Origin of the sequence: Isoptericola sp. NPDC056573, assembly GCF_042793335.1 — a bacterium.
Taxonomy (GTDB): Bacteria; Actinomycetota; Actinomycetes; order Actinomycetales; family Cellulomonadaceae; genus Isoptericola.
This window is the reverse complement of record NZ_JBHTUY010000019.1, coordinates 15,617-34,822: the sequence shown is the minus strand read 5'-3', so window position 1 is coordinate 34,822 and position 19,206 is coordinate 15,617. Positions and strand designations below refer to the sequence as shown.

Here is a 19,206-nt window from a genome sequence, read left to right as displayed (position 1 = left end):
GTCGTCGTCCCGGCGCGGGACGACGACGAATCGCTACGTCGAGGTGGTCCGGGCCCCGCTCAGCGCGCCAGCCAGCCCCCGTCGACGGGGATGATCGCGCCGTGCACGTAGTCCGACGCGGGCGAGGCGAGGTATAGCACCGCCCCGGCGATGTCCTCCGGCGTGGCCCAGCGGCCCGCGGGGATGCGCGCGAGGATCTCGGCGTTGCGGTCCTCGTCGGCGCGCAGCGCCCCCGTGTTCGCGGTGGCCACGTACCCGGGCGCGACGGCGTTGACGTTGACGCCGCGGCCCGCCCACTCGTTGGCCAGCGCCTTGGTCAGGCCCGCGAGCGCCGACTTCGACGCCGTGTAGCCCGGCACGTTCACGCCGCCCTGGAAGCTCAGCATCGACGCGGTGCCGACGATCTTCCCGTGCCCCCGGGCCACCATGGCGCGCCCGACCTCGCGCGAGAGGACCCACGCGGAGCGCAGGTTCACCTCGAGCACGTGGTCGAAGTCGGCGTCCGGGTGCTCGGCCGCCGGGGCTCGGCGGATGGTGCCGCCGTTGTTGACCAGCACGTCCACCTCCCGCTCGACCAGCGTCGCCGCCAGGGCGGCGACGGCGTCACGGTCGGACAGGTCGGTCGCGACCGGGGTGAACCGGCGCCCCGCCGCCTCGACCGCGCGACGGGCGTCCGAATCGCCCTCCGGCATCGTCGTGCTGACGCCGATCACGTCGGCTCCCGCACGGGCGAGGAGCGTCGCGATCGCGAGGCCGATGCCCTTGCTGGCTCCCGTCACGGCCGCGGTGCGCCCCTCGAGGCTGAAGAGTCGGGCGACGGCCGGGTCGAGCACGGGGGCCGTGCCGGTCGGGCGGTCGGTGGTGGTGGTGCTCACGTGTCTCGTTCCTTCGTCGGGCCCGGGGCGGGCGGGGCGCTGGCCCTACCGGTCGCCCCCGAGCGCGTGGGTGATGTCGGCGGCCGTCTTGTGCAGGTCGTCCGCCATCGCGGTGAGCTGGCCCTCGGTGTGCTCGAGGGCGAGCGAGGAGATCGACAGGCCGTAGTTGGAGTGGCCGGAGTGGTCCCGGACCGCGGTGCCGATGCACACGACCCCGGGCACGTTCTCCTCGCGGTCGAACGCGTACCCGTCGCGGCGAATGTCCGCCAGCTCGGCGCGCAGGTCCTCCAGCGTCGCGAGGCTGCGAGCCGTGCGGCGCGGCAGCCCGGCGCGGTTGACGAACCGCTCGACGGCGTCGTCGTCGAGCCGCGCCAGGATGGACTTGCCGATCGCCGAGGTGTGCAGCGGGATCGAGGCCCCGACACGCGACGGCATCCGGTACGGCTTGTCCGAGTCGGTGCGGACGAGGTAGATGATCTCGTCGCCGCTGCGCACGCCGACGTGCACCGTGCACTGCACGCGGCGCACGAGATCGTCCACGTAGGGCTGCACGATCGTCGAGACGTCCACGCGCTCGTACGCCGCCCCAGCCAGGGACAGGATCTTCGGGCCGGGCACGTGCGTCCCGCCGTCGGCGACCCGGATGAAGTCCCGGTCGACGAGCGTGGCGAGGATGCGGTGCACCGTCGCCTTGGGCAGGTCCACCGCCGCCACGATCTCGCTGAAGCGCCCGTGCGTCATCGCCGCCTCGAGCACCATCAGCGTCTTCTCGCTGGCCGTCGTCGCCTCGCTCATCGACCGTTCCTCCTCGTCCCCGCGCGTCCGCGCGTCCTGATCAGCGCATCGTGGCGACGTCGAACCCGTCCATGTCGTCGAACGCCTGGTTCTCCCCGGCCATCGCCCACACGAAGGAGTATGCGGCGGTGCCGACACCCGAGTGCACCGACCAGCTGGGCGAGATGATCGCCTCCCGGTCGGCGACGACCATGTGCCGCGTCTCAGTGGGTTCGCCCAGCAGGTGCACGACGCGCGCCTCGGCGGGCAGGTCGAAGTACAGATAGCACTCCGTGCGGCGGTCGTGGGTGTGCGCCGGCATGGTGTTCCACATGCTGCCCGGGTGCAGCGTCGTGACGCCCATGACCACCTGGCAGGACCGCACGCCGTTCTCGTGGATGTACTGGTTGAGCGTGCGCCGGTTGGAGGTGACCTGGTCGCCCAGCTCCCGGACCGTGCCCTGCCCGGGCTCCACCAGCGTGGTCGGGTACGCGGTGTGCGCCGGCGCCGAGAAGAGGTAGAACCGGGCGGGCCCGGCCTCCCCCGCGGCGTCGTCCGAGGCGAGGACGACGTCCGCCGCGCCCCGCCCCACGTAGAGGCACGCGCCGTGCGCGAGGCGGTGCTCCGTGCCGTCCACCGTGACCGTGCCCGGGCCGCCCACGTTGACGATGCCGGCCTCGCGGTGGTCGAAGAACCGCTCCGAGCGGATCTCCGGGAAGCCGGGCAGGCTCAGCGGCGCGGACACCGGGCTGATGCCGCCCAGCACCACGCGGTCGTGGTGGGTGTAGACCGTGCGGACCTCGTCGTCGACGAACAGGTCGGGCACGAGGTAACGGTCCCGCAGGTCCTGGGTGGTCATGCCCGGGATCTGCTCCGGGGCGGTGGCGTAGCGCTGTTCCATGGAATCCTCCGAATCGGTGGTGGACGGTGGACGGTCGCGGGGCGACGCGGTCAGGCGAGCCCGAGCAGCCCCGGCAGCCAGAGCGACAGGGCCGGCGTCATCGCCACGACGAGCAGCAGGAGCACCAGGCCGACGAAGAACGGCACCAGGCGCCGCATGACGCTCTCGATGGACATGCCCGACACCCTGGCACCGACGAACAGGACGGGCCCGACGGGCGGGGTGATCGTGCCGATGGACAGCGCGAGCACCATGAAGATCCCGAAGTGGACGGGATCCATGCCGAACGCCGTGACCACGGGCAGGAAGATCGGCGCGAAGATCAGCACGGCCGGCGTCGGGTCCATGAAGCACCCGATGATCAGCAGCAGCACCACGATCAGCACGATGAGCACGTACGGGTTGGTGCTGACCGTCAGCAGGGCGTCGGTGACGAGCTGCGGGATCTGCGCGAACGACATCACCCAGGACATCACTGCGGACACCCCGACGAGGAACATGACGATCGCCGTGGTCCGGCCGGACTCGAGCAGGATCTCGCCCAGGTCGCGCACCTTGATCGAGCGGTACACGAAGGACAGGGCCAGCGAGTACAGGACGGCGATGCACGACGCCTCGGTGGGCGTGAAGAGGCCGGCCAGGATGCCGCCGATGACGATGACGATGAGCAGGAGCGCCGGCACCGCCTCCCCCGCCACCTTGAGCCTGGCGGGACCCGACAGCTTCTCCGTCACGCGCAGCTCGGGCCTCTTGCGGGCGTACAGGTGCACGATGACCATGCAGACCGCGGCCCACAGGATGCCCGGCACGTAGCCCGCCACGAACAGTGCAGCGACGGACGTGCTCGACACGAGCGAGTACACGATCATCAGGTTGCTCGGCGGGATGATCATGCCGGACGGCGCGGACGCGATGTTGGTCGCGGCGGCGAAGTCCTTGGGGTAGCCCTCCTTGGCCTGCAGCGGGCCCATCGTCGAGCCGACGGCCGCGACGGCCGCCACGGCCGATCCCGACACCGAGCCGAACATCGCGTTCGCCGCGACGTTGGTCTGGGCGAGCGACCCGGGGGCGCGGCCCACGAGCATCTTGGCGAAGTTGACGAGCCGCAGCGCGATCCCGCCGTTGTTCATGATCACGCCGGCGAGCACGAAGAACGGGATCGCCAGCAGGGAGAAGTTGTTGACGCCGCGGAACATCTGCTGCGCCGACGTGAGGAGCCCGTTCTCGAAGCCGAGCACGGTGATCGCGGCGAGCGCCGACGACGTGCCGACGGCCACGGAGATCGGGATCCCCAGCGCGAGGAGGGCGAGGATCCCGACGATCAGGACCAGCCCGGCGATTGCTGCCACCTCCATGTGAGCCCCCTCAGACTGCGTCCGGCTCGCCGTCGGTCGTGGCGTTCTCCACGCCACGCACGACGGCCACCAGGTGGTAGACGGTGTAGAAGAGCACGAGCACGCCCGAGACCGGGAGCACCAGGTAGAGCCAGCCGACCATCAGCGGGAGGCTGGGCACGTCCTGGGTCCAGGTGAGCTGGGCGAGCTGCCAGCCGCCGTAGACGAGCACCAGCGCGGCGAACGCGAACGTCACGACCTGGCTGAGCACGGCGGCCGCGCGCTGCAGGTGCTCGGGCGCCCTGCGCACCAGGAAGTCGACGGCGATGTGCCCGCGCTCGCCGAACACGAGGGCGGTGCCGAAGAAGCTGAGCCACACGAACAGGTACTTGGCGAGCTCCTCGGACCACACGCTGGGCGCCGACAGCACCTGGCGGGTGAAGACCTGCCACGCCACGACCAGCACCAGCGCGCCCAGGAGCAGCACGCACAGCCAGCGCAGCACGACGTCGAGGCCGTTCTTGACGCGGGTCATCGCTCCTCCTCCGCCATCTGCTCCGCGACGGCGCGGGTGCGGTCGTAGAGCTCGCGCGACGTGGGCGTGGTGAGCTTCTCGTCGAGCAGCGGGGCGACGGCCTCGCGGAACGGATCGACGTCGGGCGCGTTGAACTCGGCGCCCGCCTCCGCTGCGGCCCGCTGGCTCTCCGTCATGACCTCGGTCGTGAGACGGCTCGACTCGTCGTAGGCCGCCTGGAGCTCCTCGAGGAACGCGGCACGGTCGGCCTCGGACATCGCGTCGAAGGTGGCCGGGTTGGTGATGAGGTAGTCCGGGATCATGAGGTGGTTGGTGTACGAGTAGTACCGCGCGACCTCGTCGTGCTTGAGGTTGCGGTAGATCGACTCGTTGTTCTCGCCGCCGTCGATGACGCCCGACTGGATCGCGGTGTAGACCTCGCCCTGGCCCATGGGCGTGCCGACGCCGCCCATGAGGTCCATCATCCGGCTGTTGGTGTCCGTCTCCATGACGCGGATCTTGAGGCCGGCAAGGTCCTCGGGCGTCTCGACCGGGTGCGCCGACGTGTAGACGCTGCGCACGCCGGCGGAGAAGCCGCCCAGCACGCGGATGTTCTGCTCCTCGAGCGAGGTGTACAGGTCACCGGTGATCGCGGGGTCGTTGAGCACCGCCTCCTGGTGTGCCTGCGAGTCGTACACGTACGGCATGTTCAGCGCCACGAAGTCCGGGTTGATGTTCTCCAGCAGCGACCCGGCCACGAGCGCCAGGTCGACGGCGCCGGACTGCACCAGCTCCACGGTGTCCTTCTGCGCGCCGAGCGTCTCGTTCGGGTACACCTCCACCGAGTAGCGGCCGTCCGTGCGCTCCGCGAGCCGCTCCCCCAGGTGGGTCATCGCCACGGCCTCGGGCTGGTCGGCGTTCTGGTTGAACGCCACCTTGAAGACGCGCTCCGCCTCCGGTGCGCCCGCGCCGTCGGACGCCGCGCCCCCCGCTGCGGCGGTCGTGAACCCCGCGCCGCAGGCGGTCAGCGTCACCGCCACGAGCGCCGCAGACCCTGCTGCGGCCAGCTGTCTGAGCCTCATCGCCCCTCCTTCTGCTCCTCGTCGAGCGAGGCACCCGGCGGCGCCTCATGGTCCGTCACACGGAACTCAGTTCTGTTGTACGGAACCAGTTGCCACGGCTGCCTGTCAAACCGCGGGCACGTCGGGGTCCGGTCGGCAGCGAGGACGGGCACGATGGACCCATGAGCATCCGCAGCCCTCAGGACGTCCTGTTCATCGGCGGCTCCGGCGTCATCAGCGCCGCGAGCGTCGCCCGCGCCGTCGGCCTCGGGCACCGGGTCACGGTCCTCAACCGCGGCACGTCGACGACGCGGCCGCTGCCGCCGGAGGTCGAGACGCTCGTGGCCGACGTGACCGACGACGACGCCGTCGACGCCGCGCTGGCGGGTCGGGAGTTCGACGTCGTCGCGCAGTTCCGCGCGTTCCGGCCGGACCACGTGGCGCACGACGTCGAGCGCTTCACCGGTCGGGTCGGCCAGTACGTGTTCGTCTCCTCCGCGTCGGCGTACCAGACTCCGCCCCAGCGCCTGCCCGTCACGGAGTCCACCCCGCTGCGCAACCCGTTCTGGCAGTACTCGCGCGACAAGATCGCCGGCGAGGACGTGCTGGTCCGCGCCTGGCGCGACCGCGACTTCCCCGCGACGATCGTGCGCCCGTCGCACACCTACGACCGCACGCTGCTGCCCACCACCGGCGGGTGGACCGACGTCGCGCGGCTGCGCGCCGGGAAGCCCGTCGTCGTGCACGGCGACGGCACCTCGCTGTGGACGCTGACCCACACGGAGGACTTCGCCGTGGGGTTCGTGGGGCTGCTCGGCCACCCCGGGGCCGTCGGCGACACCTTCCAGATCATGGGCACGCACGCCCCGACGTGGGACCAGGTCTACCGGTGGCTCGCCGCGGCCGCGGGCGTCGACGAGCCGGAGCTCGTGCACGTCGCCTCCGAGACGATCGCGCGCGTGCTGCCCGACGTCGGTCCCGGCCTGCTCGGCGACAAGGCCCACTCGATGGTGTTCGACTGCGCCAAGCTGCGCGCCCTGGTGCCCGAGTTCGGCACCACGATCACGTACGACCAGGCGGCCGTGGAGCAGATCGCCTGGCACGACGCGCACCCCTCGGCGCAGCGGGTCGACCATGCCCTCGACGCCGCGTTCGACCGCCTGGTCGCGCACGCCCGCGCCGTCTGATCCCCGGCCGCCCCCGGCGGGCGGGGGACCCGGCCACGTAGCCTGCTGCGGTGACCCGCTCCCCCGCCCCGCTCGTCCTGCTCGACCTCGACGGCACGCTCACCGACTCCGCGCCAGGCATCGTCGCGGGCATCCGCCACGCCTACGGCGCGCTCGGGCTGCCCGTGCCGGACGACGCCACGCTGCGCTCGTTCGTCGGCCCGCCGATCACCGACTCCTTCCCCGCGCACGGCATCCCCGCCGACCGGGTGGACGAGGCCGTGCGCGCCTACCGCGAGGTGTTCGCGGCGGGCGGCATGTACGACAACCGGGTGTTCGACGGGATCCCGGACGTGCTGCGCGCGCTGCGCGCCGCCGGCTGCACCCTGGCCGTCGCCACGTCGAAGCCGGAGGTCTACGCGAGGCCGATCTGCGACCGGTTCGGGCTCACGGAGCTGGTCGACGGCGTCTTCGGCGCCCCGCTCGACGAGGGCACGTCGACCAAGGCCGACGTCGTCGCCAAGGCGCTCGCCGCGCTCGGCCGCACCTCTCCCGTGGACCCGGCCGACGGCCCAGCGATCATGGTCGGCGACCGCGAGCACGACGTGCACGGCGCCGCGGAGCACGGCATCCGCTGCGTCGGCGTCACCTGGGGGTACGCGGCGCCCGGCGAGCTCGCCGACGCCGGCGCCGTCGTGCTGGTGGACGACGTCGCCGACCTGGCCGACGCCGTCCTGTCCCGCCTCGGCTGAGCCTGCGCGGTCAGGGCATCGCGTCGACGAACCAGCCGGTGATCGTCGTGGGGTGCGTGATGGCGGTGCCGACGCACACGCTGAAGGCGCCCCGACGCAGCGCGGCGGCCGCCTGGTCGGGCGTGTGGACCCGGCCCTCGACCACCACCGGCAGCTCGCAGCCGGACAGCAGCTCGTCGAGCAGCTCGAGGTCCGGGCCGTCCGTCCTGGGGCGTTCCCCCGTATACCCGGCGAGGGTGGTGCCGAGCAGGTCGACGCCGGCGTCCTGCGCCGCGCGCGCGTCGTCGAGCGAGCCGCAGTCGGCCATGACGAGCACGTCGGCCCCGGACCGCAGCGCCGCGACGGTCTGCGCCAGGGTGCGCCCGTCGGGCCGCGGACGCCGGGTGCCGTCGAGCGCGACGACGTGCGCACCGGCCCGCGCGACGGCAAGCGCGTGGTCGAGCGTGGGCGTGATGAACACGCCGGACCCGCCGTCCTTCCACAGCCCGACGACGGGCACGTCGACGGCCGCCACGACGGCCGCCACGTCATCGGTCCCCTGGGCGCGGACCGCGGCGGCGCCGCCGGCCACCACCGCGCGCGCCATCTGGGCGGTGGTGCGCGGGTCGCGCAGCGGCTCGCCCGGGTAGGCCTGGCAGGAGACGGTGAGGCGGCCGCGCATCGCGTCCAGGACGGCGGCGTGCGGGCGGGTCGGGGACGAGGTCACGAGGCGGCTCCGGGGTGGTCGGTCGGGCTGAGGGTCGGGGCAGCGACGGCGCGCCAGGCGCCGCGCGCCGCCCCGACGATCGCGGCGTCGGGGCCGAGGGCGGCGGGCACCACGGGCAGGGCGGCGAGGACGTCGACGACCTCCGCGCGGAGCGCGTCCCGCAGCGCCGACCACCAGAGCTCCCCGGCGCCGGCGACCCCGCCGCCGACCACGACGACCTCGGGGTCGAGGACGGTGACGACCCCGGCGATCGCCCGGCCGACCGCGGCTCCCGCGGCGCGCACCACACCGACCGCGACGCCGTCGCCGGCGGCCGCGCGCGCGACCACGTCCCGCGCATCGGCGCTGGCGGGGTCTCCCCCGAGCTCCCGGTAGCGCCGGTGGATCGCGGGGCCGGCGGCGACGGCCTCGAGGTGGCCGAGGCGTCCGCAGGCGCACCGCAGGCCGTCGGCGCCGGGGACGGGCATGTGCCCCATCTCCCCGGCCAGGTGGTGCGCCCCGCGCAGGGGCCGGCCGTCCAGCACGACCGCGCCGCCCACCCCCGTCCCGACGGCCACGAGCAGCGCGCTGCGCGCGCCCGCCGCGGCGCCGCGCCACGCCTCGCCCGCCGCGTGCGCGTCGACGTCGTTCTCCACCGTCAGGGCGAGCGGGGCGGCCGCGGCGAGCGGCCCGAGGCGACGGCGCAGGCCCCCGGCGACGTCGGTGCCCGGCCAGCGGGCGAACGTCTCGGTCGCGGACACGACCGCGCCGCGGCGGGCGTCGATCACGCCGGCCGCACCGACCCCCACGGCCCGCAGCGGCTCGCCCGCCGCCCGGGCGACGTCGGCCACGAGCGCCGCGACCGCGTCGAGCACGGCGTCGGGCCCGTCCTGGGCCGGCGTGGGCGTGGCGCGCACCGGCCCGGCGCGGCCCGCGGCGTCGACCACGGCCGCGGCGGTCTTCGTGCCGCCGAGGTCGACGCCGACGACCACGCCGGCCCCGGGGGTCTCCTGCACCGTCATCGGACCGGTCAGCCGGCCAGGAGCCCGGCGGCGCGGGTGATCGACCCCACCTGCCGCGCGACCTCGTCCCCGAGGGACCCGAGCGGGAACGACATGACCTCGGTGTCGATCAGACCCTGCTGGCACGCGGCGATCTTGAAGGCGCCGACGCCGGAGACGTCCGCGGAACGGCCCTGCGCCTGGAACACGATCTCGAAGAGGGCGGCGAGGCGGTCCTGCTCGGCCCGGGCGTCGTCCCACTGTCCGGCCCGCGCGAGGTCCCACAGCCGCACGTAGCCCGCCGCGTCCACGTTCCCGAGGCCGGGCACCACACCGTCGGCGCCGAGCAGCAGCATCCCGTCGACCACCACCTCGTGCCCGGTGAACAGGGCGAGCGGGGATCCGGCGGCCCGGTTGGCGGCGACCAGACGGCGGAACGCGACGTCGTCGCCCGAGGAGTCCTTCACCCCCGCGAGGACGCCGTCCTCGCCGAGGCGGACCAGCAGCCCGGCGGACAGCTTGGTGTGCACGCGCACCGGGATGTCGTAGGCGAACAGGGGGACGTCGACCGAGGCGGCGATCCGGCGCAGCGACGCCTCGATCTCGGCCTCGTCGTTGAGGGCGTACACGGGAGCGGTGGCCACGACGGCGTCCGCCCCGGCCGCGACGAGCCGCCGGGCCTGCGCGATCACGCGCTCGGTGGTCAGGTCGATCGCGCCGGCCAGCACGGGCACCCGCCCGTCGGCGGCGGCCACGACGGTCCGCACCACGAGGTCGCGCTGGTCGTCGGTGAGGTACGCGACCTCGCCGGTGGAGCCGAGGGCGAAGACGCCGTGCACCCCGGCGTCGACGAGGTGGCGGGTGAGCCGCTCGAGGGACGCGACGTCGACCTCGCCCTCCGCGGTGAGCGGGGTGAGGACGGGCGGCACGATGCCGTGGAAGCGGTGCTGGGTCACGATTGCTCCGAACTGGGGTTGCTGGTGGTGGGGGTGCGCCGGGGGTCCGGCGTCACAGGAGGGCGGGCGCGGCGCCGAGGAGCGTGCGCGTGTACTCCTCCTGGGGGTCGTCCAGGACCCGCGCCGCGGGCCCCGACTCGACGACCCGGCCGTTCCGCATGACGACGATCTCGTCGGAGACGTGCCGCACGGTCTGGATGTCGTGGGAGATGAAGACCATCCCGAGGCCGAGCCTCGCCTTGAGGTCGTCGAGCAGGTTGAGCACCTGGGCGCGCACCGACACGTCGAGGGCGGACGTCGGCTCGTCGGCGACGATGACGTCGGGCTCCAGGGCGAGCGCCCGGGCGATGGCCACCCGCTGGCGCTGGCCGCCGGACATCTGGCCGGGCAGCACGTCCAGCGCGGACGACGGGAGCCCGACCAGGTGCACGAGCTCGCGCACCCGCGCGTCACGGGAGGCGGGCGTGCCGATCCGGTGCACGTCGAGCGGGTCGCGCAGCGTGTCGCGGACGGTCATCCGCGCGTTGAGCGCGGTCGCCGGGTCCTGGAAGACGACCGACACGACGCGGCCGAGCTGCTTGCGCACCGCGTGCGTGTACCGCGTCACGACGTCGCCACGGAAGCGGATCTCGCCCCGCGTCGGCGCCTGCAGCCCGACGAGGACCTTGGCCATCGTCGACTTGCCCGACCCGGACTCGCCCACGATGCCGATGGTCTGCCCGCGGCGCACCTGGATCGAGACGTCGTCGACGGCGTGCACGTGCCGGGCCTTGAACAGCGTGCCGGTGCGCGAGGAGAAGACCACGTGCACGCCGCGCAGCTCGATGACGGGGGCGTCGTCGGCCGCGGTGGGGGTGGCGCTCATCGCGCGTCTCCGATCATGGGTCGAGAGGCGGCGCCCGCCGCCACGAGCTCGGGGCCCGCCGGCGACACGGCCACCCGGTGGTCGTCCTGGCCCGGCACGCCCCGCAGGACGGGTCGCACGTCGAGGCCCTCGGTGGGCCGCGAGGAGCGGGGCGCGAACCGGTCGCCGGCGGGGAAGTCGCGCGGCGAGGGCACGGTGCCCGGGATCTGGTGCAGCCGCGTGGCGCGCGACTCGATGGACAGCACCGACCCGAGCAGCCCGCGCGTGTACTCGTGCCGCGGGTCGAGGAGCAGGTCGCGGGTCGCCGCCTGCTCCACGACCTGGCCCGCGTACATCACGGTGATGCGGTGCACGATCTGGGCGACGAGCGCCAGGTCGTGGCTGACGAAGACGAGGGCGAAGCCGAGCTTCTGGCGCAGCTCGTCCAGCAGCTCGATCACCTGGGCCTGGACCGTGACGTCGAGGGCCGTCGTCGGCTCGTCGGCGATCACCAGCTTCGGGTCACGGGTGAGCGCCATGGCGATGAGGACGCGCTGGCGCTGCCCGCCGGACAGCTCGTGCGGGTAGCTCCTGAGCGTGCGCTCCGGGTCGAGGCCCACGAGCTCAAGGAGCTCCTCGGCGGTGCGGGTGCCGCCCCGCCGCGTGAGCTGCTTCATCTGGGCGCGGACCAGCATGGACGGGTTGAGCGAGCTCAGCGCGTCCTGGTAGATCATCGCGATGTCCGTGCCCCGCAGCGCGGCCCGCTCGCGGCCCTTGAGGGTCAGCAGGTCGCGGCCCCGGTAGAGGATCTGGCCGTCGAGCTGCGCGGCAGGGTCGAGCAGGCCCATGATCGCCAGCGACGTGATCGACTTGCCGCACCCGGACTCGCCGACGAGCCCCATCACCTCGCCCGGGCGCACGGCGAACGACACCTCGTCGACGACGGCGACGTCGCCGTGCCGGGCGGGGAACCGGATGGACAGGTCGCGCACCTCGAGCAGGGGCGCGGCGTCGCCGGTGTAGACCCTCCGGTCGGCGCGGGCGAGCTCGGCCTCCCGCAGCTCCGCGAGCCGTTCTTCCAGGGGGACGGCGGGCTCGTGCCCCGCGGGCGGGACCTCGAGGTCCTCGACCGACGTCGCACCCTCCGCGACGCCCGCGGCGGCCTCGACCGCGTGGGCCTCCGCGGTCTCCTCGTCCTGCACGGCGGCCGGGCGCGCGGCGGACCGCGGCGCGGCGACCATCGCGTCGGTCATGCCCTCGGCGAGCACGTTGAGCGCCAGCGTCGTGACCATGATGAGCAGGCCGGGGAAGAACGTCGCCCACCAGTAGCCGCCCATGACGAGCGCGCGGCCGTCGGAGATCACGTTGCCCCAGGACGGCTGCGGCGGCGCCACGCCGGCCTGGATGAACGACAGCGACGCCTCGAGCACGATCGCGTCCGCGACCAGCACCGTGGTGAAGACCAGCACCGGTGCCATGCAGTTGCGCAGCACGTGCCGGGCCAGGATCCACGACGTGCGCGCGCCCATGACCCGGCTCGCGGAGACGTAGTCCTCGCCGTACTGGTCGAGGATGTTCGCCCGGACGACGCGGGTGAGCTGCGGCGTGTAGAGGAACGCGATGGTGAGCACCAGCACGGGCAGCGAGCGGCCGAAGACGGTGACGAACACGGCGGCGAGGGCGATGCCCGGGAACGACATGACGACGTCGAGCACCCGCATCAGCGTCTCGGACACCGCCTTGTGCGCGGTCGCCGTGATCGCGCCGAGGATGCCGGCCGCCACGAGGGCCACGCCGGTGGCCCCGATCCCGATCACCAGCGAGTAGCGCCCGCCGTAGACCAGGCGGGAGTAGATGTCGCGCCCCTGCCGGTCGGTGCCGAACCAGTGCTCGCCGCTGGGCGGCTGCACGGGCGTGCCGGAGGCCAGCGGGTCGTGGACCGTGACGAGCGGGGCGAAGACCGCGGCGAGCGCCACCACGGCGACGACGACGAGCGCGATCTTGGAGGTCAGCGGCAGGGCGCGCAGCCGCAGCGCTGGGCCGGAGAGCCGTTCTGTGAGGTTGCGTCGCACGTCACACCGTCCTGATCCGCGGGTTGACGAGCACGTACAGCAGGTCGACCACGATGTTGATGAGCACGAAGGCGAGGGCCACCGTGAGGGTGACGCCCTGCACGAGGTTGGCCTGGTTGGAGGTGATCCCCTCGAGGATCAGCGTGCCCATGCCGGGCAGCGCGAAGATGACCTCGATGACCACGGCGCCACCGATCAGGTAGCCGACCCGCAGGCCGAGCACCGTGATCGGGGTGATGAGGGCGTTGCGCAGCACGTTGCGGCCGACGACGACCGCGCGGGGCAGACCGGCGCCGACGGCGGTGCGCACGTAGTCCTTGTCCAGCTCCTCGACCATCGACGTGCGGATGACGCGCGTCATCTGGCCGATCACGGGGATCGCGAGAGCGACGGCGGGCAGGGCCATGCGGGCGAGGTACCCCGCGGGGTCGTCGCGGAATGCCGGCAGGGGACCGCTGCCCGGCAACCAGCCCAGCTGCAGCGTGAAGAGCTGGATGAACAGCACCGCGAGCCAGAACGACGGGGTCCCGAGCGACACGATCGACACGACGCGGACGAGCTGGTCGGGCCACCGGTCGCGGTACAGCGCGCCCAGGATGCCGAGCGCGAACGCGAAGACGATCGCGACGGCGAGGCCCATGAAGGTCAGCGCCAGCGTGATGGGCAGCGCCTGCGAGATGGCGTCGGACACCGACAGGTGCCGAGCGGTGTAGGTGCCCAGGTCGCCGTGGAGGAGCCCGCCCAGGTAGCGGGCGTACTGGGCGAGGAGCGGGTCGTGGTAGCCGTTGGCCTCGTTGTAGGCGTCGCGGGCCTCCGCCGAGGCGCCCTCGCCGAGGGCGAGGTAGGCCGGGTCGATCGGCGAGAACGACATGACGAAGAAGACGAGGAAGGTGATGCCGAGGATCATCACCGGGAGCTGGAGGAGGCGGCGCGCGATCAGCCGCAGCACGTTGCTCATCCGGCGGTTCCGGGGGCGTGCGGCGCCCGCGGCGCGGTGCTGGTCGTGGACATCGGCAGTTCCGTTCCGTTCACGTGGGTCGGGTCGCAGTGCTCGCCGGCGGTCCTGCCGGGTCCCCCTCGGGACCCGGCAGGACCGACGCGATCAGCTCGTGGTGGAGCCGACGTCGAGGAACGACAGGCCGGTCACGGGCAGCGGCTGGAAGCCGGCGAGCTGCTCCGCGTTCCAGGCGGTGGGCAGCTTGCGGTGGAACAGCGGGTAGAGCGGCACCTCGTCGGAGATCAGGTCGAACGCCTGGTTCCACAGCTCCTGCTGCTCGTCGCCGGAGGCCTGCACGGCCTGGTCGAGCAGCTTCTGCAGCTCCGCGAACTTCGGGTCGTCGTCCCAGCGGTACCGGGACTGCGACCAGACGTTGGTCCCGTACCACCAGCGCATCAGCAGGTCGGGGTCGTTGCCGAAGACCGACGGGTCGCCGGGGGCGACCATGACGTCGAAGCCGCCGTCGTCGACCTTGGCGTACTGCCCGGCGGACTGCCCGACGTCCAGGGTCGTCTTCACGCCGACCGCCTCGAGGTCCTCCTTGATGAGGGGCGCCACGTCGCCCACCCAGCCGGTGTCGGTGGTGGTGAGGTCGATCGCGAGGTTCTCGACGCCGGCGTCCGCGAGCAGCTGCTTCGCCTTCTCGGGGTCGTAGGTGTAGACCGTCGACGCCTCGTGGTAGTTCGGGTGGTTCCCGGGCAGGAAGCCCGTCGCGGCCTCGGCGTTGCCGAGCATGCCGGTCTCGATGATCTTGTCCATGTCCAGGGCGTAGAAGAACGCCTGGCGCACGCGCGGGTCGTCGAAGGGCTTCTCGTCCGTGTTGAACATCATGAACAGCAGGCCGAAGGACTGGACCGACTCGACCTGAGAGGTGCCCTCGAGCGTGGGGATGTCGATATACGGCACGTCCTCGATCGCCTGGACGGTGCCGGAGCTCTGCGCGGTCACGCGCGCGGCGGGGTCGGAGAGCAGGTCCCACTGCATCCCGGCAGCCTGGGCCGGGCGCGGCCCGGTGTAGCCGTCGAACCGCTCGAACGTGATCTTGTCGCCCGGGGTCGCCTCGGTGAGCCGGTAGGGGCCGGTGCCGACCGGGAGGGCGTTGAAGGCGTCGTAGTCCGACTCGACGACCGTCTTCGGCACGACCTTGACCGTCGCCAGACGCTCGGCCACGAGGGTGAACGGGTACTTCGTGGTGATCGAGACGGTCGTGTCGTCGACCGCGGTCACCGAGTCGACGAAGTCGATGAAGTCGGCGTAGAGGGACTCGTTCTTCGGGTCCAGCACGCGCTCGAAGCTGTACACGACGTCGTCCGTCGTCACCGGGTCGCCGTTGTGGAACGTCGCGCCGTCGCGGAGCTTCACCTCGTAGTGGGTGTCGTCCACCTTCTTCGGCAGCTCCGCGCCGAGCGCTGCGTACACTTCGCGCGTGGCCGGATCGATCTCGGTGAGACCCTCCATGACGTGCCAGTTGGCCGCGACGGTCACCGCGCCTGTCGTCGTCATGGGGTCGAAGCCGCCCCCGAGGTCGTAGGAGATGCCCGCCTTGATGACGGCGTTCTCGTCGACGTCGGTCTGCGACGCCCCGGCCTGTCCGGTCGCGGTGCCGGCGGTGCCCGCACCGCCGGAACAGGCGGCGAGGCCGAGGGCGACGACGACGCCCGTGGCGACGGCGGCGAGTCGCCGCCGCCCGGACGAAGAGCTATCGCGAAGCTTCATTGGTTCTCCTGACGGTGAGGTCGGCGAACAACCGTGTCAGCCGACATCAGATGTCTGATGTTGTGTAGCCTGACACTAGGACGAGCAACGAGGAAGGGTCAAGATGGTGGAGCAGGACCGGTGGTTCAGCACGATCAGCCCGGTGACGGCGCACGGGAACCCCCCACGGCGGACGACCACCGCCGACCGGATCAAGGACTTCATCCTCGGCGAGGGGCTCCGGCCCGGGGACCCGCTGCCCACCGAGGCCGAGCTGTGCGAGCGCCTCGGGGTCTCGCGCTCGAGCGTCCGCGAGGCGGTCCGCACGCTGGCGACGCTCGACATCGTCGAGGTCCGCCACGGCCACGGGACCTTCGTCGGGCACATGTCGCTCGACGCACTCGTCGAGGCGCTCGTCTTCCGCGGGGTGCTCAGCCCGGGCGACGACCTGAGGGCGCTGCGCGACGTCGTCGAGATCCGCCGCGCGCTCGACCTCGCGATGGCCGAGCGCATCGTCGCGAGCCTCGCCGGCACGTCCAACCCCGACCTGCACGCTCTGGTGGGCGAGATGGTCGACGCCGCCGACGACGGCCGCACGTTCCCCAAGCAGGACCGCGCGTTCCACACCGGCCTGCTCGCCCGCCTCGACAACTCCCTGGTGGGTCAGCTCGTGGCGGCGTTCTGGGACGTGCACACCGCCGTCGTGCCGAAGCTCGGGATCTCCGTCGCCTCCGACCTGGTGCAGACCGCCCAGGCCCACGGGCTCATGCTCGACGCCGCCGAGGCCGGCGACGTCGACGGCTTCCGCGCCGCCGTCGTCTCGCACTACGACCCCATCGACCGCGCCCTCGAGGTGACCACGGCGTGACCCTTCCTCTCGCGCCGCCCCCCGTCGGCGCTCCCCCGGTCGGGGTGGCCGTGGTCGGCATCGGGGCCGACGGTCGCGCCGCGATCGCGCCCGACGCCGGCCAGGTCGCCGCCGCGGCCTACCTGCGCGCCCCGTCGTGGACGCCGTCCTGGCGGGCGAGCGCCCCGCCGTGATCGACGCCGCCTACCGATCCGCCGCGACGGGGGACGTCGTCGCCGTGGAAGCCCGAGAGAACGAGAGGACCCTCTGATGGAGGTCGTGATCGCCCCCGCCGAGGAGCTGGCCGTGCTGGCGGCCGACGCGATCGAGGCGTTGTTGCGGCGCGACCCGGCCACCGTGCTGGGGCTGGCGACGGGGTCGAGCCCGCTGAAGGTGTACGACGAGCTCGCGCGTCGCCACCGCGAGGACGGGCTGTCGTTCGCCGACGCCCGAGGCTTCATGCTGGACGAGTACGTGGGCCTGGACGCGGCGCACCCGCAGCGGTACCGCAACGTGATCGAGACGGAGATCGCCTCCCGGGTCGAGTGGCCGGCGGACCAGGTGTCCGGGCCCGACGGGCTGGCCGACGACATCCCGGCGGCGTGCGCGGCCTATGAGGCGGCGATCACGGACGCGGGCGGGGTGGACCTGCAGCTCCTGGGGATCGGCACCGACGGGCACATCGCGTTCAACGAGCCGGGCTCGTCGCTCGCGTCGCGCACGCGGATCAAGACGTTGACGGCGCAGACGCGGGTGGACAACGCGCGGTTCTTCGGCGACGACGTGGAGCAGGTGCCCACCCACTGCCTGACGCAGGGGCTGGGCACGATCATGGCGGCGCGGCACCTGGTGCTGCTGGCCACGGGCCGGCAGAAGGCGGAGGCGGTGCACCAGCTCGTGGAGGGTCCGATCTCCGCGATGTGGCCGGGCACCGTCATGCAGCTGCACCCGCACGCGACGGTGCTGGTCGACGACGCGGCGGCCTCGCGGCTGCAGCTCGGGGACTACTACCGCCAGACGTTCGCGTCCAAGCCCGACTGGCAGGGACTCTGACCGGGCACGCCCTGACGGTCACCCCCGAGGGCGACGTCCTCGCGTCGTACGACGGCCGGCCGACCGCGATCGACGCGCCCGGGCCGAACTCGGTCCTGCAGCGTCGTTCGACGGACGGCGGCGCGACGTGGGACGAGCAGGAGGTCGTCGCCGCCGGGCGGACGACCGCCCCCGTCGAGGGGTTCTCCGACCCCAGCTACGTCGTCGACCGCGAGACCGGCGACATCTTCAACTTCCACGTCAAGTCGTACGACCAGGGCTTCGGCGGCTCCCGACCGGGCACCGACCCGGACGACCGCAACGTGCTGCACGCGAACGTCTCGACGTCCTCCGACGACGGCCGCACCTGGACCCACCGCACCATCACCGCGGACGTCACCGCAGACCTCGGCTGGCGTTCCCGGTTCGCGGCGTCCGGCCAGGGCGTCCAGCTCAGGTACGGGGAGCACGCCGGCCGCCTGCTGCAGCAGTACACGATCATCAACGCCGACGGCGTGTTCCAGGCGGTGTCGGTCTACTCCGACGACCACGGCGCGACGTGGCAGGTCGGGTCCCCCGTGGGCACCGGGATGGACGAGAACAAGACGGTCGAGCTGTCCGACGGCCGCGTGATGCTCAACTCCCGGGACTCGGCCCGCTCGGGCTACCGGAAGGTCGCCTTCTCCACCGACGGCGGCGTCACCTACGGCGACGTGACGATCGACCGGGAGCTGCCCGACCCCGCCAACAACGCCTCCGTCGTCCGCGCCCACCCGAACGCGCCGCAGGGGTCGGACGAGGCCAAGGTGCTGCTGTTCTCGAACGCGGCCTCGCAGAGCGCGCGGTCGAACGGCACCGTCCGCATCAGCTACGACGACGGCGAGACCTGGCCGGAGGCACGCACCTTCCGGGCGGGCAGCATGTCCTACTCGACCCTCGCCACCCTGCCCGACGGCACGGTCGGCCTGCTCTACGAGCCCGGGGACGGGATCCGGTTCGCCAAGCTCGATCTCGACTGGGTCCTGGCCGCGCCCCACGTCGTGCCCGGCGACATCCAGGTGACGGGCGGCACGCTCACCGACCCGCAGGAGGACTACGCCGTCGGCGACACCCTCCGGTTCACCTACACGGTGCAGAACCTGTCGTCGCGGGCCACCACCGTGGTGCCGACCGGCAACCTCGCCGGCCTCGACCCCGCCGACGGCGCGCCGAACTGCCGCTGGCGGGACCTGCCGGGGAACGACCGGTACACCTGCACCTCCGCGCACCACGTCGTCACCGCCGACGACCTCGCGGCGGGCGGGTTCACCCCCACGACCACGTGGACCTCGACGTCCGGCGAAAACGTCACGACCGTCGACCTCGAGGGCCCGCGGGTCGCGTTCCCCGCGGCGGCCTGGGACGCGGCCCGGGCCTACGCGGCCGGGGACGAGGTGCGCTTCGACGGCTCGACCTGGCGGGCGACGTGGTGGACGCGCGCCGAGCAGCCCGGCCGCAGCGCGACCGGCGCGTGGCAGGAGATCGTCGTCGCCGGCTCGGGGTCAGCCGTCTGGACGCCGACGCGCATCTTCGACACCGGCGACGTGGTCGTGCACGACGACGTCGAGTACACGGCCCGGTGGTGGACCCGGAACCAGGAGCCCGGCACCTCCGCGCACGGCCCGTGGCAGACCGCCGGCTGACCGCCTCACGACGTCGCC

19 protein-coding genes are annotated in these 19,206 nt (G+C 72.9%); 6 read left to right on the top strand and 13 right to left on the bottom strand.

Annotated elements, in window-relative coordinates:
- Positions 1 to 59 precede the first annotated feature (59 nt).
- The 6 genes from ACFQ8E_RS21340 to ACFQ8E_RS21315 form a co-directional block, all read right to left on the bottom strand.
- Complete coding sequence (locus ACFQ8E_RS21340) at positions 60 to 833, bottom strand: SDR family oxidoreductase (protein WP_430552573.1); 774 nt, start codon at positions 831 to 833, stop codon at positions 60 to 62.
- An 87-nt stretch (positions 834 to 920) separates the two neighbouring features.
- The gene (locus tag ACFQ8E_RS21335; protein WP_430552570.1) at positions 921 to 1,670 is read right to left on the bottom strand and encodes an IclR family transcriptional regulator; all 750 of its coding nucleotides are present in this window, start codon (positions 1,668 to 1,670) and stop codon (positions 921 to 923) included.
- A 40-nt stretch (positions 1,671 to 1,710) separates the two neighbouring features.
- The gene (kduI, locus tag ACFQ8E_RS21330) at positions 1,711 to 2,550 is read right to left on the bottom strand and encodes a 5-dehydro-4-deoxy-D-glucuronate isomerase (RefSeq protein WP_430552569.1); all 840 of its coding nucleotides are present in this window, start codon (positions 2,548 to 2,550) and stop codon (positions 1,711 to 1,713) included.
- Positions 2,551 to 2,600: 50 nt separating this feature from the next.
- The gene (locus ACFQ8E_RS21325; protein ID WP_430552568.1) at positions 2,601 to 3,905 is read right to left on the bottom strand and encodes a TRAP transporter large permease; all 1,305 of its coding nucleotides are present in this window, start codon (positions 3,903 to 3,905) and stop codon (positions 2,601 to 2,603) included.
- Positions 3,906 to 3,915: 10 nt separating this feature from the next.
- Positions 3,916 to 4,419, bottom strand: coding sequence for a TRAP transporter small permease (locus ACFQ8E_RS21320; protein WP_430546984.1), 504 nt, complete (start codon positions 4,417 to 4,419; stop codon positions 3,916 to 3,918).
- Positions 4,416 to 5,480 carry a TRAP transporter substrate-binding protein gene (locus tag ACFQ8E_RS21315; RefSeq protein WP_430552567.1) on the bottom strand — a complete coding sequence of 355 codons (1,065 nt, stop codon included), beginning with the start codon at positions 5,478 to 5,480 and terminating at the stop codon, positions 4,416 to 4,418. The genes ACFQ8E_RS21320 and ACFQ8E_RS21315 overlap by 4 nt, the downstream gene beginning before the upstream one ends.
- A gap of 161 nt (positions 5,481 to 5,641) precedes the next feature.
- Between ACFQ8E_RS21315 and ACFQ8E_RS21310 the strand changes: the two genes are divergently transcribed.
- On the top strand, positions 5,642 to 6,646 hold the full coding sequence (locus tag ACFQ8E_RS21310; protein ID WP_430552566.1) for an NAD-dependent epimerase/dehydratase family protein: 1,005 nt from the start codon (positions 5,642 to 5,644) through the stop codon (positions 6,644 to 6,646).
- A 50-nt stretch (positions 6,647 to 6,696) separates the two neighbouring features.
- The gene (locus ACFQ8E_RS21305; RefSeq protein WP_430552565.1) at positions 6,697 to 7,377 is read left to right on the top strand and encodes an HAD hydrolase-like protein; all 681 of its coding nucleotides are present in this window, start codon (positions 6,697 to 6,699) and stop codon (positions 7,375 to 7,377) included.
- Positions 7,378 to 7,387: 10 nt separating this feature from the next.
- Here ACFQ8E_RS21305 and ACFQ8E_RS21300 read toward each other — a convergent pair whose 3' ends face one another.
- The 7 genes from ACFQ8E_RS21300 to ACFQ8E_RS21270 all read right to left on the bottom strand — a co-directional run bounded on the left by ACFQ8E_RS21300 (position 7,388) and on the right by ACFQ8E_RS21270 (position 15,648).
- Complete coding sequence (locus ACFQ8E_RS21300) at positions 7,388 to 8,083, bottom strand: N-acetylmannosamine-6-phosphate 2-epimerase (RefSeq protein WP_430552564.1); 696 nt, start codon at positions 8,081 to 8,083, stop codon at positions 7,388 to 7,390.
- Positions 8,080 to 9,084, bottom strand: coding sequence for an ROK family protein (locus ACFQ8E_RS21295; protein ID WP_430552563.1), 1,005 nt, complete (start codon positions 9,082 to 9,084; stop codon positions 8,080 to 8,082). The genes ACFQ8E_RS21300 and ACFQ8E_RS21295 overlap by 4 nt, the downstream gene beginning before the upstream one ends.
- Before the next feature lie 8 nt (positions 9,085 to 9,092).
- Entirely contained in the window at positions 9,093 to 10,022 is a 930-nt protein-coding gene (locus ACFQ8E_RS21290; protein WP_430552572.1) for a dihydrodipicolinate synthase family protein, read from the bottom strand.
- Positions 10,023 to 10,071: 49 nt separating this feature from the next.
- The gene (locus ACFQ8E_RS21285) at positions 10,072 to 10,884 is read right to left on the bottom strand and encodes an ABC transporter ATP-binding protein (protein ID WP_430552562.1); all 813 of its coding nucleotides are present in this window, start codon (positions 10,882 to 10,884) and stop codon (positions 10,072 to 10,074) included.
- Entirely contained in the window at positions 10,881 to 12,935 is a 2,055-nt protein-coding gene (locus ACFQ8E_RS21280; RefSeq protein ID WP_430552561.1) for a dipeptide/oligopeptide/nickel ABC transporter permease/ATP-binding protein, read from the bottom strand. Before ACFQ8E_RS21280 ends, ACFQ8E_RS21285 begins: the two co-directional genes overlap by 4 nt.
- 1 nt (position 12,936) lies before the next feature.
- Positions 12,937 to 13,893, bottom strand: coding sequence for an ABC transporter permease (locus ACFQ8E_RS21275; protein ID WP_430552560.1), 957 nt, complete (start codon positions 13,891 to 13,893; stop codon positions 12,937 to 12,939).
- 144 nt (positions 13,894 to 14,037) lie between these two features.
- Positions 14,038 to 15,648 carry an ABC transporter substrate-binding protein gene (locus ACFQ8E_RS21270; RefSeq protein WP_430552559.1) on the bottom strand — a complete coding sequence of 537 codons (1,611 nt, stop codon included), beginning with the start codon at positions 15,646 to 15,648 and terminating at the stop codon, positions 14,038 to 14,040.
- A 103-nt stretch (positions 15,649 to 15,751) separates the two neighbouring features.
- Between ACFQ8E_RS21270 and ACFQ8E_RS21265 the strand changes: the two genes are divergently transcribed.
- From ACFQ8E_RS21265 to ACFQ8E_RS21250, 4 genes are all read left to right on the top strand, one after another.
- On the top strand, positions 15,752 to 16,495 hold the full coding sequence (locus tag ACFQ8E_RS21265; protein WP_430552558.1) for a FadR/GntR family transcriptional regulator: 744 nt from the start codon (positions 15,752 to 15,754) through the stop codon (positions 16,493 to 16,495).
- Positions 16,492 to 16,668: a hypothetical protein gene (locus ACFQ8E_RS21260; protein WP_430552557.1), complete on the top strand. Its 177-nt coding sequence runs from the start codon at positions 16,492 to 16,494 to the stop codon at positions 16,666 to 16,668. Before ACFQ8E_RS21265 ends, ACFQ8E_RS21260 begins: the two co-directional genes overlap by 4 nt.
- 76 nt (positions 16,669 to 16,744) lie before the next feature.
- On the top strand, positions 16,745 to 17,527 hold the full coding sequence (nagB, locus tag ACFQ8E_RS21255; protein ID WP_430552556.1) for a glucosamine-6-phosphate deaminase: 783 nt from the start codon (positions 16,745 to 16,747) through the stop codon (positions 17,525 to 17,527).
- The gene (locus ACFQ8E_RS21250; RefSeq protein WP_430552571.1) at positions 17,512 to 19,188 is read left to right on the top strand and encodes an exo-alpha-sialidase; all 1,677 of its coding nucleotides are present in this window, start codon (positions 17,512 to 17,514) and stop codon (positions 19,186 to 19,188) included. The genes nagB and ACFQ8E_RS21250 overlap by 16 nt, the downstream gene beginning before the upstream one ends.
- Positions 19,189 to 19,206 lie beyond the last annotated feature (18 nt).